Source organism: Nonomuraea muscovyensis (genome assembly GCF_014207745.1).
Taxonomy (GTDB): Bacteria; Actinomycetota; Actinomycetes; order Streptosporangiales; family Streptosporangiaceae; genus Nonomuraea; species Nonomuraea muscovyensis.
On record NZ_JACHJB010000001.1, the window covers coordinates 89,401 to 103,404 of the forward strand.

The 14,004-nt window shown below is 75.3% G+C and carries 14 protein-coding genes; 4 read left to right on the forward strand and 10 right to left on the reverse strand.

The annotated features are described in order from the left end of the window. The first annotated feature begins 64 nt into the window (after positions 1–64). Positions 65–1,477 (forward strand): FG-GAP and VCBS repeat-containing protein, encoded by a 1,413-nt coding sequence (locus FHU36_RS00420; RefSeq protein WP_185081825.1) that lies wholly within the window; start codon positions 65–67, stop codon positions 1,475–1,477. Here the strand turns inward: FHU36_RS00420 and FHU36_RS00425 are convergent. Genes FHU36_RS00425 through FHU36_RS00450 form a run of 6 tightly spaced genes read right to left on the reverse strand, consistent with a single transcriptional unit; the run spans position 1,462 to position 7,395 of the window. Then, a complete protein-coding gene (locus FHU36_RS00425; protein ID WP_312891374.1) occupies positions 1,462–2,997 on the reverse strand; it encodes a sensor histidine kinase in 1,536 nt (511 codons plus the stop codon). The two genes, FHU36_RS00420 and FHU36_RS00425, sit on opposite strands and share 16 nt — an antisense overlap. Positions 2,998–3,005: 8 nt before the next feature. Beyond that, the gene (locus FHU36_RS00430) at positions 3,006–3,698 is read right to left on the reverse strand and encodes a response regulator transcription factor (RefSeq protein WP_185081827.1); all 693 of its coding nucleotides are present in this window, start codon (positions 3,696–3,698) and stop codon (positions 3,006–3,008) included. Then, the gene (locus FHU36_RS00435) at positions 3,695–4,231 is read right to left on the reverse strand and encodes a hypothetical protein (RefSeq protein ID WP_185081828.1); all 537 of its coding nucleotides are present in this window, start codon (positions 4,229–4,231) and stop codon (positions 3,695–3,697) included. The genes FHU36_RS00430 and FHU36_RS00435 overlap by 4 nt, the downstream gene beginning before the upstream one ends. Before the next feature lie 22 nt (positions 4,232–4,253). Further along, a complete protein-coding gene (locus tag FHU36_RS00440; RefSeq protein ID WP_185081829.1) occupies positions 4,254–5,495 on the reverse strand; it encodes an ABC transporter permease in 1,242 nt (413 codons plus the stop codon). Further along, positions 5,492–6,277: an ABC transporter ATP-binding protein gene (locus FHU36_RS00445; protein ID WP_185081830.1), complete on the reverse strand. Its 786-nt coding sequence runs from the start codon at positions 6,275–6,277 to the stop codon at positions 5,492–5,494. The genes FHU36_RS00440 and FHU36_RS00445 overlap by 4 nt, the downstream gene beginning before the upstream one ends. Continuing rightward, positions 6,274–7,395, reverse strand: a complete 1,122-nt coding sequence (locus FHU36_RS00450) for an efflux RND transporter periplasmic adaptor subunit (protein ID WP_312891375.1) — start codon at positions 7,393–7,395, stop codon at positions 6,274–6,276. The genes FHU36_RS00445 and FHU36_RS00450 overlap by 4 nt, the downstream gene beginning before the upstream one ends. 148 nt (positions 7,396–7,543) lie before the next feature. Here FHU36_RS00450 and FHU36_RS00455 point away from each other — a divergent pair, with 148 nt between their 5' ends. Beyond that, a complete protein-coding gene (locus tag FHU36_RS00455) occupies positions 7,544–9,241 on the forward strand; it encodes an efflux RND transporter periplasmic adaptor subunit (RefSeq protein WP_185081832.1) in 1,698 nt (565 codons plus the stop codon). A 30-nt stretch (positions 9,242–9,271) separates the two neighbouring features. Here the strand turns inward: FHU36_RS00455 and FHU36_RS00460 are convergent, their stop codons facing one another. The 3 genes from FHU36_RS00460 to FHU36_RS00470 all read right to left on the reverse strand — a co-directional run bounded on the left by FHU36_RS00460 (position 9,272) and on the right by FHU36_RS00470 (position 12,367). Next, positions 9,272–10,804 (reverse strand): alkaline phosphatase D family protein, encoded by a 1,533-nt coding sequence (locus tag FHU36_RS00460; protein WP_185081833.1) that lies wholly within the window; start codon positions 10,802–10,804, stop codon positions 9,272–9,274. Between the two features lie 163 nt (positions 10,805–10,967). Beyond that, positions 10,968–11,549 (reverse strand): HAD family hydrolase, encoded by a 582-nt coding sequence (locus FHU36_RS00465; protein ID WP_185081834.1) that lies wholly within the window; start codon positions 11,547–11,549, stop codon positions 10,968–10,970. After that, positions 11,546–12,367: a hypothetical protein gene (locus FHU36_RS00470; RefSeq protein WP_185081835.1), complete on the reverse strand. Its 822-nt coding sequence runs from the start codon at positions 12,365–12,367 to the stop codon at positions 11,546–11,548. Before FHU36_RS00470 ends, FHU36_RS00465 begins: the two co-directional genes overlap by 4 nt. Positions 12,368–12,475: 108 nt before the next feature. Here FHU36_RS00470 and FHU36_RS00475 point away from each other — a divergent pair, with 108 nt between their 5' ends. Both FHU36_RS00475 and FHU36_RS00480 read left to right on the forward strand, forming a co-directional pair. Beyond that, positions 12,476–13,018, forward strand: a complete 543-nt coding sequence (locus FHU36_RS00475; protein ID WP_185081836.1) for a TetR/AcrR family transcriptional regulator — start codon at positions 12,476–12,478, stop codon at positions 13,016–13,018. Beyond that, positions 13,015–13,419, forward strand: a complete 405-nt coding sequence (locus FHU36_RS00480) for a DUF6463 family protein (RefSeq protein ID WP_185081837.1) — start codon at positions 13,015–13,017, stop codon at positions 13,417–13,419. Before FHU36_RS00475 ends, FHU36_RS00480 begins: the two co-directional genes overlap by 4 nt. 112 nt (positions 13,420–13,531) lie before the next feature. Here the strand turns inward: FHU36_RS00480 and arfB are convergent, their stop codons facing one another. Then, positions 13,532–13,939: an alternative ribosome rescue aminoacyl-tRNA hydrolase ArfB gene (arfB, locus tag FHU36_RS00485; protein ID WP_185084521.1), complete on the reverse strand. Its 408-nt coding sequence runs from the start codon at positions 13,937–13,939 to the stop codon at positions 13,532–13,534. Positions 13,940–14,004: the final 65 nt, after the last annotated feature.

Here is a 14,004-nt window from a genome sequence, read left to right on the forward strand (position 1 = left end):
GACCTCGGGGTGCGTTCGCGGGCCGTTCAGGCCGGGTTTCACCCGGCCGGACATCACTGGAGGCATGAAAGCACTGCTCGCCGCCTGCCTGGTGCTCCCCCTGGCCTCCGGTACGGCACACGCCGCCGCGCGGGCGTGCGGCGGCTCCCCTGCCGACTTCGACGGCGACGGCCGCCCCGACCTGGTCGTGGCCGCCCCGTACGACGACCGGCGGGCCGGCTCGGTGACCGTGCTGTACGGGGACGGCCGGACGGTCAAGCTCGTCCAGGAGCGGCCGGAGCCGGGAGACGCGTTCGGGTCGGCGCTGGCCGTGGGCGAGTTCGACGGCGACGGGTGCGCCGACCTGGCCGTCGGCGTGTCGGAGGAGTTCGCCGGCGAGCGCGTGCCCGGCGCCGACGGCAACGGCGCGGTCGAGCTGTTCCACGGTTCGCCGGAGGGGCTGCGGCCGAGGGGGCGGCTCACGCCGGCCAGGCCGTCGAGCGACCGGTTCGGCGCCGCGCTGGCGGCGGGCGACCTGGACGGCGACGGCCGGGACGAGCTGGCCGTGGGCGCGCCGACGAGGGGCCGGGGCGGGGCGGTCGTCGTCCACTGGATGAAGGGCCGCGACCGGCTGGAGATCACGCAGCGGACGCGCTGGGTCCGGCAGGCGGCGAACGTCACCGACCAGTGGGGCGCGGCGCTGGCGATGGGCGACTTCGACGGCGACGGCCGGGACGAGCTGGCCGTGGGGGCGCCCGCCGACACCGTGACCCACGACGGCCAGGGCTCGGTCACCGTGCTCGACCCGGCGCGGCGGCGGGCGCTGATGCTCACGCAGAGCAGCCCCGGCGTCAAGGGGTCGGCGGAGAAGTGGGACGCGTTCGGCGCGGCGCTGACCACGGGCGACTTCGACGCCGACGGACGCGACGACCTGGCCGTCGGGGTGCCGGGCGAGGGGCTGAGCGCCCGGCAGCGGGCGATGGACTACGGCGACGGGGCGGTCCATGTGGTGTACGGGGGGCGTGCCGGGTTGCGGGGGGCGCGCACCGAGATGTGGACGCAGCGGCTGCTCAAGGGCGAGCCGCGCTACTACGACCGGTTCGGGGCGGCGCTGGCGGCCGGCGACTTCAACGGCGACGGGGACGACGAGCTGGCGGTCGGCGTGCCGGGTGAGAACGCGGTCCAGGTGCTGGCCGCGGGGCGCGCCGGAGGGCTGACCAGGCGGGGCGACGTGGTGGTCAAGGGACGCGGCTGGGTGCCGGCCGTGCTGCCCGGCGGGCGGGCTCAGGCATTCGGGCCGGCTTCGGGCAAGGCGTCGGCGCGGGCGGCCGGGAAGGCGTCCGGGCCGGTGGACGGGCTGGTGGTGGCGGATCCCGGCAAGGGCACGGTGTCGTACGTGCCGGGGGTGCGCAGGCCCGGCCCGTACGCGGGGCCGCGTCCGGGCGCGGCCCGGCGGTTGGGCACGGGGTCCGGCCTGTACGGCTACGCCCTCGGCTGACCCGCCCCACCGGCGCCGGTACCCGCGTGGCCCGGTTGCTCGTGGCCGGATGGTTCGTGGCCGGGTGGGACGGCGGGGAGGGTGACGCGGAAGATCGCGCCCCCGCCCGGGCGGCCGGTGGCGGTGATGGTGCCGCCGTGCGCCTCCACCAGCGTGGCCGCGATCGCCAGGCCGAGCCCCGACCCGCCGGCGCCCCGCGCCGGATCCGCCCGGTAGAAGCGCTCGAACACCCGCTCCGCCACCCCCGGCGGGAACCCGGGCCCCTCGTCGGCCACCTCAACCTCGACCCGGTCCCCGCGCACGCCGACGGTCACCCGGAACGGCGTGCCGGGCGGGGTGTGGGTGAGCGCGTTGGTCACGAGGTTGCCCAGCACCTGCCCCAGCCGGGGCTCGTCGCCGGTGACGAGCACCGGCCCGTCTCCCCCGCCGCGCCGCACCAGCTCGATCCGCCGGTCGGGGGCGAGCATCTGGGCGTCGATCACGGTGGTGGCCGCGAGGCTGAGGATGTCGACGGTGTCCCGGTCGAGGGCGCGCCGCTGGTCGAGCCGGGCCAGCAGCAGCATGTCCTCGACGAGCAGCCCCATCCGGGTGGCCTGCCCCTCGATGCGTTCCATCAGCGTGGCCGTCTGCAGGGGGTCGCCGTCCTCGTCGAGCCGGTACAGCTCGGCGAACCCCCTGATGGAGGTGAGCGGGGTGCGCAGCTCGTGCGAGGCGTCGGCCATGAACCTGCGCATCAGTTCAGCCGACCGCTGGGCCGCGGCGGCCGACTCGCGGGCCGCCTCGGCCGCGGCCTCGCGCTCGCGCACCGCGAGCTCGATCCGGCCCAGCATGCCGTTCAGGGCGCGGCCGAGTTTGCCGATCTCGGTGGTGCCGGCCCACAGCGGCACCCGCCGCGACAGGTCGCCGCCGGCGATGTCGCGGGCGGTCAGCGCGATCTCGCGGAGGGGGCGCAGGCTGCGCCGTACGAGCCAGTGGCAGGCGACGCCGAGCACGACCAGCGTGCCACCGCCGCCCACGGCCACGATGAGCACGAGCTGCGAGAGCGTGGCGTCCACCTCGCCGAGGTTGACCGCGACGACGCGGGTGTCGCCGGCGCGGGTCGGCACCGCGACGACCCGCCACGCCGGTCCGTCGGCGGGGATCGACTCCACGGTGAAGGGCCGGCCGTGGCGTCGGGCCACCTCGGCGGCGGTGAGCCGCGGCAGGTCGGGCCGGTAGGCGTCGGTGGACTCCGAGAGGGTCCTGATCGGCGTGCCGCCGGCGTCGAGCAGCACCCCGTGGAACAGGCCGAAGAAGCGGTGCCCGGGCCCCGGGTCGGGCGGGGGCGGGGCGACCCTGCCGCGCCAGAGCACGCCTGCCGCGTGGAGCTGCTGGTCGGCCCGTTCGATGAGGTAGCCGCGCAGCAGTTGCACCGCGAACAGGCCGGTCAGCGTGATGGCGAGGGTGACCATGAGGAGGGTGGCCGACACCAGGCGCAGCCAGAGCGGGGTACGCGCGAGCCGCCGGCGCGCTCCGCGCACGAGCCGCGTCATTCCTTGGGCGGGCGCAGGATGTAGCCGACTCCGCGCAGGGTGTGCAGGTATCTCCGGTCCTCCGTGTCGATCTTGCGCCTCAGGTAGGAGACGTACGACTCGACCAGGCCGACGTCGGTGCGCCAGTCGCCGTTCCAGACGTGGTCGAGGATCTGCCGCTTGGACAGCACCCGGCCCGTGTTGACCATGAAGTACTGCAGCAGCCTGAACTCGGTCGGCGACAGCCGCACCGAGACCCCGCCCCGCCACACCTCGCGGGTCTCCATGTGGAGCTCCAGGTCGCCCGCGTGGAGCCGGTCGGGCGGCGGCGGGCCGGACCGTGTCCTGCGCAGCACCGCCCTGATCCTGGCGATGACCTCCTCCAGGCTGAACGGCTTGGTCACGTAGTCGGCGCCGAGCGCCAGCCCGGCGATCCGGTCCTCCGGCGCGTCCTTGGCGGTGACGAACAGCACCGGCACCCGGCGCCCTCGGGACGACAGCCGGCCGGCGACGGTCAGCCCGTCGAGGTCCGGCAGCATCACGTCGAGCATCACCAGGTCGGGCGAGCTCTCCTCGGCCACCCGCAGCGCGCCGAGCCCGTCGGCGGCGGTCAGCACCTCGAACCCGGCCATCCGCAGGCTCGCCGAGAACAGCTCCCTGATGTTGGGCTCGTCGTCGACGACCAGGAGTCTGGCCTCCGGCTCGGTCATCGGCCGCCGCCTCCCTGGGTGATCGAGACGGCCGACACCGAGCCGTCGTCGGACCGTTCGCCGCGCACGACGACGGTGGCGCCCGCCTTGAGGTCGGACACCTTGCCGGGCGCGGCGATCTGGACCGCGGTCGTGCCCGTGGTGGTGACGGTGACGGTGGAGCCGTCCATGGCCTTCAGGTATACCGTGTCGCCCTCGACCTTCTCGACGGTGCCCGTGGTGCCGCCGGCGCCGCCTGGCCGCTGCCCGGTGCCGGGCTGCCACTCCGTCCCCGCCCGCGGCCGGTCCATACCCGGCTGCTGTCCGCCGGGCTGCTGTCCGTACCCCTGGGGCTGGCGCACGCGGCCGGCGGTGGCCGGGGCGCTCTGCCCGGTGCCGAACGTCTGCTGCGCCTGGATGCCGATCAGCACGCCGGCCACCAGCACCACGCCGGCGGCCAGGGCGAGCGTCAGCCTCGACGGACCCGGCCCCGGGCGGGCGTCCGGGTCCCCCTGCGGGTCGTCGTGGTGCGGCGAGGCGTCAGGGCCGGCCATGTCGGTCTCTCCTTCGGATGGGTCACTCGTGGCGCAGGGCCTGGATGGGCCGGAGCCTGGCGGCCCGGTTGGCGGGGTAGCCGCCGAAGAACAGCCCGATGCCGGCCGACACGCCCAGTGCCAGGGCGACCGACGACGGCACGAGCACCGGCTGGATCCCGGCGATGGTGAAGCGGGTTCCGACGAACGCCACCAGCACCCCGATGAGCCCGCCGGCCAGGCTGAGCAGCGTGGCCTCCGTCAGGAACTGGCCGAGGACGGCGCTCCGGGGCGCGCCGATGGCCTTGCGGATGCCGATCTCCCTGGTCCGCTCCGTCACGGTCACGAGCATGATGTTGGTGATGCCGATGCCGCCGACCAGCAGGGAGATGGCGGCGACGGCGGCGAGCAGCACGGTGAAGGTGCCGGTCGCCGCGCTCACGGTCTCCTGCAGGGCGGCCTGGTTGAGCACGCGGTAGTCGGCAGCCGCGCCGGCGGCGATGCCGTGCCGCTGGTCCAGGATGGCCTGGACCTCGGCCTGCGCCCGGCCGGTGGTCTGCGCGCCGGTGGCCTGGACGACGATCGAGCCGAGCGAGCCGAAGCCGGTCAGGCTCTGCTGGACCGCCGGCAGCGGCGCGACGGCGATGTCGTCGGCGTCCTGCATGCCGGTGGAGCCGCTCTCCTTCAGCACGCCGACGACGGTGAACGGCACGCCGGAGACGGTGATCTGCTCGCCGACGGGGTCGCGGTCGCCGAACAGCGCCTCGGCCACGGTCCGCCCGATCACCACGACCTTGCGCGCGGCCAGCACGTCGTCGCCGAAGAAGTACGTGCCCTGCGCGACGGGCCGGTTCATGGCCTCGAAGTAGCCGGGGTGGGTGCCGACGAGCTGGGAGACCTGGTGGGCGGCGGCCCCGTGGGCGGCGGTGGCGGACGGGGCCGTGACGACGGGCGAGACGGACCTGACGGAGGGGGCCAGGTTCCGGTCGGTGAGGGCCTCGGCGTCGGCCAGGGTGAGCTGCCTGGCCTGGGTACGCGGGCCGGTGCTCTGCCCGCCGCCCGGGGCGCGCTGGCCGCCGCCCGCGAAGGACGGGGAGATCGTCAGGGTGTTGGCGCCCAGGCGCTGGATGTTCTGCTGGATGCTGCGGGAGGAGCCCTCTCCGACGGCGACGAGCATGATGACGGCCGCGACGCCGATGAGGATGCCGAGCGTGGTGAGGCCGCTGCGGAGCTTGTTGGCCAGCAGGCCGCGCACCGCGAAGCGGAGGATCTCCAGCCCGTTCACCGCGCCGCCTCCGCGGGCCGGGCCGGGTCGGTGGGCGCAGCCGACTCGGTGGGCACGGCCGGGTCGGTGGAGCGGGGCGGCGGGCCGTCGACCGGGGCCTGGCGGCGGTCCTCGACGATCCGGCCGTCCACCAGCCTGATCACCCGTTTGGCGTGCGCGGCCACGTCGTCCTCATGGGTGATGAGCACGATCGTGCGGCCCGACTCGCTGAGCCGGTCCAGGATACCGAGCACGTCGCGGGTGGAGGCGGTGTCGAGGTTGCCGGTGGGCTCGTCGGCCAGCAGCAGCGCGGGTGCGGTGACGAGGGCCCGGGCGACGGCCACGCGCTGCTGCTGCCCGCCGGAGAGCTGGTTGGGCTCGTGGTGCACCCGGTCGGCCAGGCCGACCTGCTCCAGCGCCGCCAGCGCGCGCGAGCGGCGTTCGGACCGGCCGACGCCGCCGTAGACGAGCGGCAGTTCGACGTTGGCCAGCGCGCTCATCCGCGGGATCAGATTGAACGACTGGAAGACGAACCCGACGCGCCGGTTGCGCAGCACGGCGAGCCGGCGCTCGTCGAGCCGGCCGGCGTCGGCGCCGTCGATCAGGTAGCGGCCCGAGGTCGGCACGTCGAGGCAGCCGAGGATGTTCATGAGCGTCGACTTGCCGGAGCCCGAGGCCCCCATGACGGCGACGTAGTCTCCCCGTTCGACGTCGAGGTCGATGCCGCGCAGGGCGCGGACCCGGGTGTCGCCGTCGCCGTACTCCTTGACCAGGTCGCGCACGCTCAGGACGGGGGCGGTCATCGGCCGCCTCCCGGTGCGCCGCCGAACTGCCTGCCGAGGCCGCCGCCGAGGCCGCCCTGCCGCTGGTCGCCGCCCGTGGTGGTGCCGGTGGGGGTGGGCGGCACGAGCAGGTCGCCTTCGGAGACACCCGAGGTGATCTCGGTGAGCGAGGCGCTCCGGACGCCGATCCGGACCGGGGTTTCGACCTGGCGGCCGTCGATGAGGAGGGTGACCGTGCTCTGGCCGCCGCTGGTGGAGATCGCGGCGGAGGGGACGGTGACGACGTTCTCCGCCCGGCCGACGACGACCTGCACGGTGGCGGTCTGGCCGAGGCGCACCTGCTCCGGGACCTCGGCGAGGGAGATCGTCACCGGGTAGGTGACGACGTTGTCGCTGGTGGCGGCGACCGGCTCGATCTGGGAGACCTTGCCGGCGGCGGTGACGCCGGGCAACGCGTCGAAGGTGACGGTGGCCGCCTGGCCGAGCTTGAGCCTGCCGGCGTCGGCCTCGGTGAAGCCGCCCACGAGCCGGAGCCGGGCGGTGTCGGCCAGCTCCACGAACCCGGACGCGCCGGCCTGCCCGCTCTGCTGCCCACCCGAGGTCTGCGCCTGACCGCCGGAGGAACCGCCGGAGGAACCGCCGACGCTGCCGTTGACCGCCGTGACCGTGCCGCCGAACGGGGCCCGCAGCACGGTGCCGTCGAGCGTGCGCTGCGCCTCGCGGTAGGCGTTGCGTGCCTTGACGTAGGCGGCGTACAGGCGGGCGGTCGAGGTGCCGTCCTCGACGGCGCTCCGGTACGTGGCGCCGGCGGCCGACAGGTTCTCCCGCGCGGCCGCGTCGTCGAGCGTGGCCAGGATCGCGCCCTTGCGCACCTCGTCCCCGGCCTTGACGTGGACCTGCTCGACGGTGCCGGTCGTGCCGAACGACAGCGCCCTGGTCCTGGCGCTCTCCACGGCTCCGGAGGCGGAGACGGACGCCGTCACGGTCCCCCGGGCGGCGGCCACGGTCCGCGGGACCACCTCGCCGGCCGCCCGGTCCGCGCCGAGCCGCGTATTGGCGAACACGGCACCGCCCAGCAGGAGCACCGCCAGGGCCCCGTTGGTGATCAGCGCTCTGCCGCGCCTCGTCGACACCTTCACAGCCGGTGACCCTGGCACACCAGCCTGGCCCGGAGCCGGGAGCTTGCTGAACGTTCGCTGACAGCCGCCGTGCCGGGGCGCGGGTCCCAGCTGACTCTGAGCCCGTTCGCAGGCCGTTCCGGAGACCGGCGGGCCAGGATGGACGGCCATGAGACCGACTTTCCGGCCGAGGGCGCTGACGCTGGGCGGGCTGGCGCTGTCCGTCCTGGTGGCGGGGTCCGGCCTGGCCTTCGTGCTGCGCGACGACGCTCCCTCCCCCGTCCAGGTACGGCTCGCGGCCGCGCGGCGGGGCGCGGTGACGGCGTCGGTGACGGCCGCGGGCAGCACGATCGAGGGGTCGCGGCGGGACCTGGGCTTCGGCGGCGCGGGGACGGTCACCAAGGTGTACGTGCGGGCCGGGGACAGGGTGCGCGCGGGGCAGGTGCTGGCCAGGATCGACGGCCGCGCGGCCCGGGAGGACCACGTCGCGGCGGCGGCGGACCTGGCGGCGGCCGAGGAGTCCCTGGAGTCGGCCTCCGCCGCCCCGGCGTCCTGCCCGCCCGCCACCCCGTCGAGCGGCGCGTCGCCAGGCGGTCAGGCCGCCGGCGCCGGCCAGCCGGCGACCTCGCGCCCGGCGGCCGCGAGCACCGGGCCGGCGCACGGGATCGCGGGCGGGGTGGTGGGCTCGGTGGCGGCGGGACGTCTGGCCGGGCCGGTGGCCGGGTCGCCGGTGTCCTCCCCGCTGGTGGCGCCGTCGGTGGCGCCGTCCGGGTCTCCCTCGGGGTACCCGTCGGCGGGAACCGCGACGCCGACGCCGACCGGGCTGGATCCCGGCCCCACGGCGACCGTCACAGCCACCGTGACCGTCACGGCCACCGCCACCGTGACGGTCACGGCTGGGCCGGGCGGGGCGCCGCCGTACGGGGAGGAGCCGCACGGCGGCGAGCCGTCCCCGACCGGCGGCCCCGCCCGTACGCCCGGCCGGGACACCGCGCACCCCGCCACCACGCCCCAGCCGACCACCGAGGCCACCTCCAAGCCCACCCCCAAGCCCACAGGCCGCCCCACGGGCGCGCCGACCGGGAAGCCGGCGACCACCGGGCGGCCGTCCGGCGGGCCCGGCGCCACGGAGACCGGTGCGAGGGACACGGGCGCGCGGGACACCGGGGGGAGGGACACCGGCGCCTGCCGGAGCGCGAGCGGCGGCGGGCAGGGGGCGACCGAGGAACAGGCCGCGGCGGACGTCGAGCGGGCACGGGCCGCCCTGGAGCGGGCCGCCGACGCGGTGCGCGGCACCCGGATCGTGGCCCCCGCGGCGGGCACCGTGCTGGAGGTGGCGGGCGACGTGGGCGACGCCGCCGGGACGGGCGCCTTCGTCAGCCTCGGCGACCTGACCGAGCCCCAGGTGCGGGCCATGGTCACCGAGTCGGACGTGGGCCGGCTGGCGCTCGGCCAGCGGGCCCGGATCACCCTGGCCACCCGGCCGGGCGAGGAGCGCGCCGGCCGGATCATCGGCGTCGCGCCGACCGCGGCGGTGTCCGGCCGGCTGGTCCGCTACGCCGTCACGCTCGCCTTCGACGAGCCGCCCGCCGGGCTGCTGGTGGGCCAGACGGCCTCGGTGACGGTGACCACGGACACCGCGCCGGACGCGGTCCACGTCCCGGTGCAGGCCGTGCGGAGCCGCGCGGACGGCGCCTCGGTGGTCACCGTGCGCTCCGGTGGGCGCGACACGGCGCGGGTGGTCAGCACCGGGGTGCGCAGCGACCGGTACGTGGAGATCACCTCGGGGCTGGCCGAGAGCGACCAGGTCGTGATGGCGGGCGCGGCCACCGGGGAGTTCCCGGACCCCGCGTGGCCGCGACGCTGAGCGAACCCGCAGCAGTCTCCCAGCGAACGGTCAGGCTCGCGCCTGCTCCGCCGACGGGATGGTGACGCGGTGGGCGGTGCGGGCGGGGGCGCCCCTGCGGGAGATGTAGTCGAGCGTCCGGTACGCCACCGACAGGTCGTCACGGGTCAGCCGGGCCATGATGTAGCCGCGCCGCTGGTCGATGTAGGAGATGTGCGGGTTCTCGGCCAGCGACTCGGCGATCCACGTCCTGTCGCGGTAGCCGTCGCCGTCGCTGGCGATCGAGGAGGCCACCAGCTCGCGGGCGACGACCGGGGAGTCCGGGTCGTCGGTGTCGGCCTTCAGGTCGGCCAGATGGTGCATGTGGGCGTCGCCGGTCAGCACGACCGGGTTGGAGGTGGCCGCGAGCGAGCCGAGCAGCCGGGCGCGCTCGGCGGCGTAGCCGTCCCAGGAGTCGAGGCTCACCTCGCGGCCCGGCCCCCGCCGGTAGTCGCGGTGGGCCACCATGATCTGCTGGCCGAGCAGGTTCCAGCGGGCACCGGAGCCGTGCAGGCCCTCCTCCAGCCAGCGCCACTGGCCGGCGCCGAGCAGCGTGCGATCCTCGTCGAGCCGCTCGTCGCAGCCGGCCCGTACGCCGTCGAGGCAGGCCTGGTCGTCGCGGAACTGGCGGGTGTCGAGCAGGTGGAAGCGGGCGAGCGTGCCCCAGGAGACGCGCCGGTTCACCTGCAGCGCGGTTCCCCTGAGCGAGGCGCGGCGGAGCGGCATGTTCTCGTAGTAGGCGCGGAAGGCGTCGGCGCGACGGCGGTCGAAGGCGGGGGCGCCGGTGCTGGAGACGGGGCCGGCCCAGTTGTTCTCCACCTCGTGGTCGTCGAACGCGACCAGCCACGGCGCGGTGGCGTGCGCGCGCTGCAGGTCGGGGTCGCTCTTGTACTGGGCGTGCCGCAGCCGGTAGTCGGCCAGCGTGGCGCATTTGCCGGGCGTGTGGGAGCGGACCTGGCCCGCGAGCGCGGTGTAGCCGCTCGGGCCGTACTCGTACAGGTAGTCGCCGAGGAAGACGACCAGGTCGGGCTCCTCCTCTGCCAGGCGCCGGTAGGCGGTGTAGAAGCCGTGCTCGTAGTGGGCGCAGGCGGCGACGGCGAAGGCGAGCGGCCGCTCCCCCTCGGGCGTGGTCGTGGTGCGGCCGGCGGGCGAGACCCGGCCCTGGGCCCGGAACCGGTAGTGGTACGGCGTGCCCGGTCGCAGGCCGTCCAGCTCGACGTGCACGCTGTGCGCGGCGCCGGCCCGGGCGGTGAGCGTGCCGGACCGGACGATGGAGGAGAAGCGCTCGTCGGTGGCGACCTGCCAGTCGACGTCCACGTCGCGGGAGGGCATGGCGCCGCGCCCGTCGCCGCCGAGCGGGTCGAGGGCGAGGCGGGTCCAGAGCACGAACCCGTCCGCCGACGGGTCGCCGGAGGCGACGCCGAGCGTGAACGGGTCGCCCTTCAGCGCCCTGGAGGTGCCGGTCGAGGCGCCGGCGGAGGTGACGGAGCCGGTGGTGGTCAGGAGGCCCGCGGTCGCCGCCGCGAGGAAGGATCTGCGGTCCACGCTCCAGGTATGTCCGGCCCGGCTGACCCCGCCATGACGGCGGAGGCACGTCCACGTGAACAGCGTCCGTCAGGGACGGGCGAGCCCGCCGGACAGGTCTACAGGGCAGGTCTACGGGACGGGTCTACAGGGCAGGTCTACAGGGCGGATCTACGGGGCGGGTCTACAGGGCGAGGGCGTGGCGGAGGGCGGCGGCGGTGGTGAACAGGACGCCGGTCATGCCGGCGAGCCGGGCGCCCTCGACGTTCTCGGGCCGGTCGTCGATGAACAGGATGTCGGCGGGGTGGGCGCCGAGTTCGGCCGCGAGGTGGTCGTAGATCTCCCTGTCGGGCTTGACCAGCCCGATGCGCCCGCTGTAGACGCGGTGCGGGATGGCGGCGATCCACGGCAGCCGGTCGAGCCCGTCGGCCGTGGCGACGGGGGCGTTGGACAGCAGCGCCACACCGCCGCCGGCGGCGAGCAGCTCGCGCAGGATCGCGACCGTGCCCTCGTCCGGGTGGGACCAGCTCGCCACGTCGAGCGCGGTCAGCCGGTCGATCTCCGTGGGGTCGGTGGGCCGGCCCAGCACCGCCGACCAGTAGTCGCCGTCGGTGAGCGAGGCGCGGTCGTAGTCGAGGCGGTGCTTCCAGTAGCCGGCCCGGAACGTCTCCAGGTCCGCCCCGGCCGTGCGGGCCATGGCCTCGACCTCGGGCTCGGGCTGGGAGAGGGACAGGACATTGCCGTAGTCGAACACGATCCACGTCATACGAGGAATGGTCGCAGATGCGGCGAGATCGCCGGGCAGCCCAGGTACTTCTCGGCGGTGTGGAAGTCGATCCAGTCGAGGTTGACGAGTTCCTCCTCGTCCACGCCGGTGAAGCTGTCGCACAGGCCGGGCGGGATGGCGGCGATGTCGTCCTTGTCGGCGATGTTCACCCAGCGGGCCACCCCGGGGGGACGCCCGCCGCGGCCGTTGATCGGCGCGGGCAGCAGCCGCTCGAAGACGACGTCACGCATGCCGAGCGGGCTGCCCAGGGTCACCAGCAGCTCCACCTCCAGGCCGGGGTCGGACCAGAGCGCCTCGTAGGCGACGACGCTGCCGAGTGAGTGGGCGATCACGACGCGGGGCCGGTTGCGGCGGATCGCCCCGGCGACGGCGTCGCGGGAGCTCTCCCGCCTGGCCGCGTCGGTCAGGTAGGCCGCCACCTCGGGCGCGAACAGCGCGGCGAACGCCGCCGACCTGCTGTCGAGCCGGGTCAGCAGCCAGCCGGTGAACGTCCTGAGCGCCCCCGTGACGTGCTCGCCCACGCCGAGCTGCCGGGCCCAGCCGGCGAGCACCTGGTGCGCGGGAGCCTCCATCGCGGCGAGCTGCCTCGGCTCGGCGGGCCGTGGCGGGCCGTCGTGCAGGAGGTGCGCGTAGTAGGCCACCTCGGTGAGGTACGGCCGGGGCTCGCCGCCGAGGGCCGCGTGCAGGTAGCGGTCCCACTTGCGGCGCATCGCCTCGGCGGCGCCGGTCGCCGAGTTGCCGGCGTCGAGGTAGTAGTCGTACTTGCCGATCCCGTGCACGCCGACGATGCCCGCCACAGCGCCTCCCCACCAGACCCCGTACATGCCAGGCGAATAGTGGCATAGCCCGCCGATGTTCGCCCCCCATTTTCCAGGCCATACCATACCGCATGGTACGGTCCTGGGATGGCAAGCAAACGTGACTGGCTCGACGCCGGGCTGGCGATCCTCGCCGAGGCGGGCGCGCCGGCCCTGACCGTCGAGGAGCTGTGCGCGCGGCTCGGGCTGACCAAGGGCTCCTTCTACCACCACTTCAGGGGCATGGGCGGCTACAAGGGCGACCTGCTCGCCCACTTCGAGACCCACTACACCACCCGCTACATCGACGCCGCCGAGCAGGCGGGGGGCGACCGGCTCGCCCGTCTGATGGACCTCGTGCTGGAGGACACCGACGCCCACGCCGGTCTCGAACCGGCCGTGCGCGCGTGGGCGTCGCAGGACGCCGAGGTCCGGGCCGTGCAGGCGCGGGTGGACCGGGCCCGCACCGACTACCTGCGCGAGCTGTGGCTGGCCACCGGCGGCGCCGAGCGCGACGCGACGGCGATGGCGCGGCTGCTCTATCTCGTGCTGGTCGGCGCGGAGCAGGTCGTCCCGCCGATCTCGGACGGCGCGCTGCGTGAGGTGTACGAACTGGCGCTGCGGCCGGCGCCGGGACGGGGGCACCGGTGAACGGACTGGCCCGCTGGGTGCCGCGGCTGATCATCGGGACGGCGGTGCTGCACTTCGTCTGGGCGTTCGCCCAGCCCCACGCCTGGGGCGAGATCGCCCGTGACGGCTTCTTCATGGCGCTCGCCGACATGAACGCGCCCGGCTACTGGCCGCGCGAGGGCAGCGTGTGGTTCCTGGCGTGCGGCGTGGCGATGCTCGCCATCGGCACGCTGGCGCGGCACGCGGTGCTGACCACCGGCCGGCTGCCCGCCCAGGTCGGCTGGTATCTGCTGGTCCTGGGGGTGCCGATGTGCGTGCTCTACTACCCGGTCACCGGGAGCTGGGTGCTGCCCGTCATCGGGATCCTCGGGCTGGTGGCCGCCCGGCGCGGCGGGCGGCCACAGGGCGGACCCGCCTCCTGACCCGCCGGCGGCCGAGGGCCTTCGCCGCAGCGGCCGCGGCACCGGGGCGCGACCCAGACGGCCTCCGCTCAGCGGCCGCGCCTCAGGGGCGTGCGACTCAGAGGCGCGCGGCTCAAGGGTCGCGGCGCAGGCGCTTGAGGTCCGCGCGGTGCTTCTTGGCGGCGATGCGGCGCTCCACCGCGCCCCTGCCGGGCTTGGTCGGGCGGCGGCGCTTCGGCGGTGGCGCGATCGCCTCGCGCAGCCGCTGCGCGAGGCGCTGCGTGGCGGCCTCCCTGTTGCGGAGCTGGGAGCGGTGCTCGGAGGCGGCGATCGTGATGACGCGGGCGCCCAGCCGCTCCAGCGCGCGGGCCTTGAGCGACGGCGGCAGCGCCGTGGTGGCCGCCACGTCGAACGTCAGCTCCACCCGGCTGTCGGTGGTGTTGACGCCCTGGCCGCCCGGACCGGACGAACGCGAGAAACGCCAGACCAGCTCGGCGTCGGGGATGACGACCGAGTCGTTGACGACCAGCGGGCCGGACATGGCGCCGGACATGACGTTGAGCTCCTCACGCGTGCGGAATCCGCCTACGGATCTCCCTAGGCATC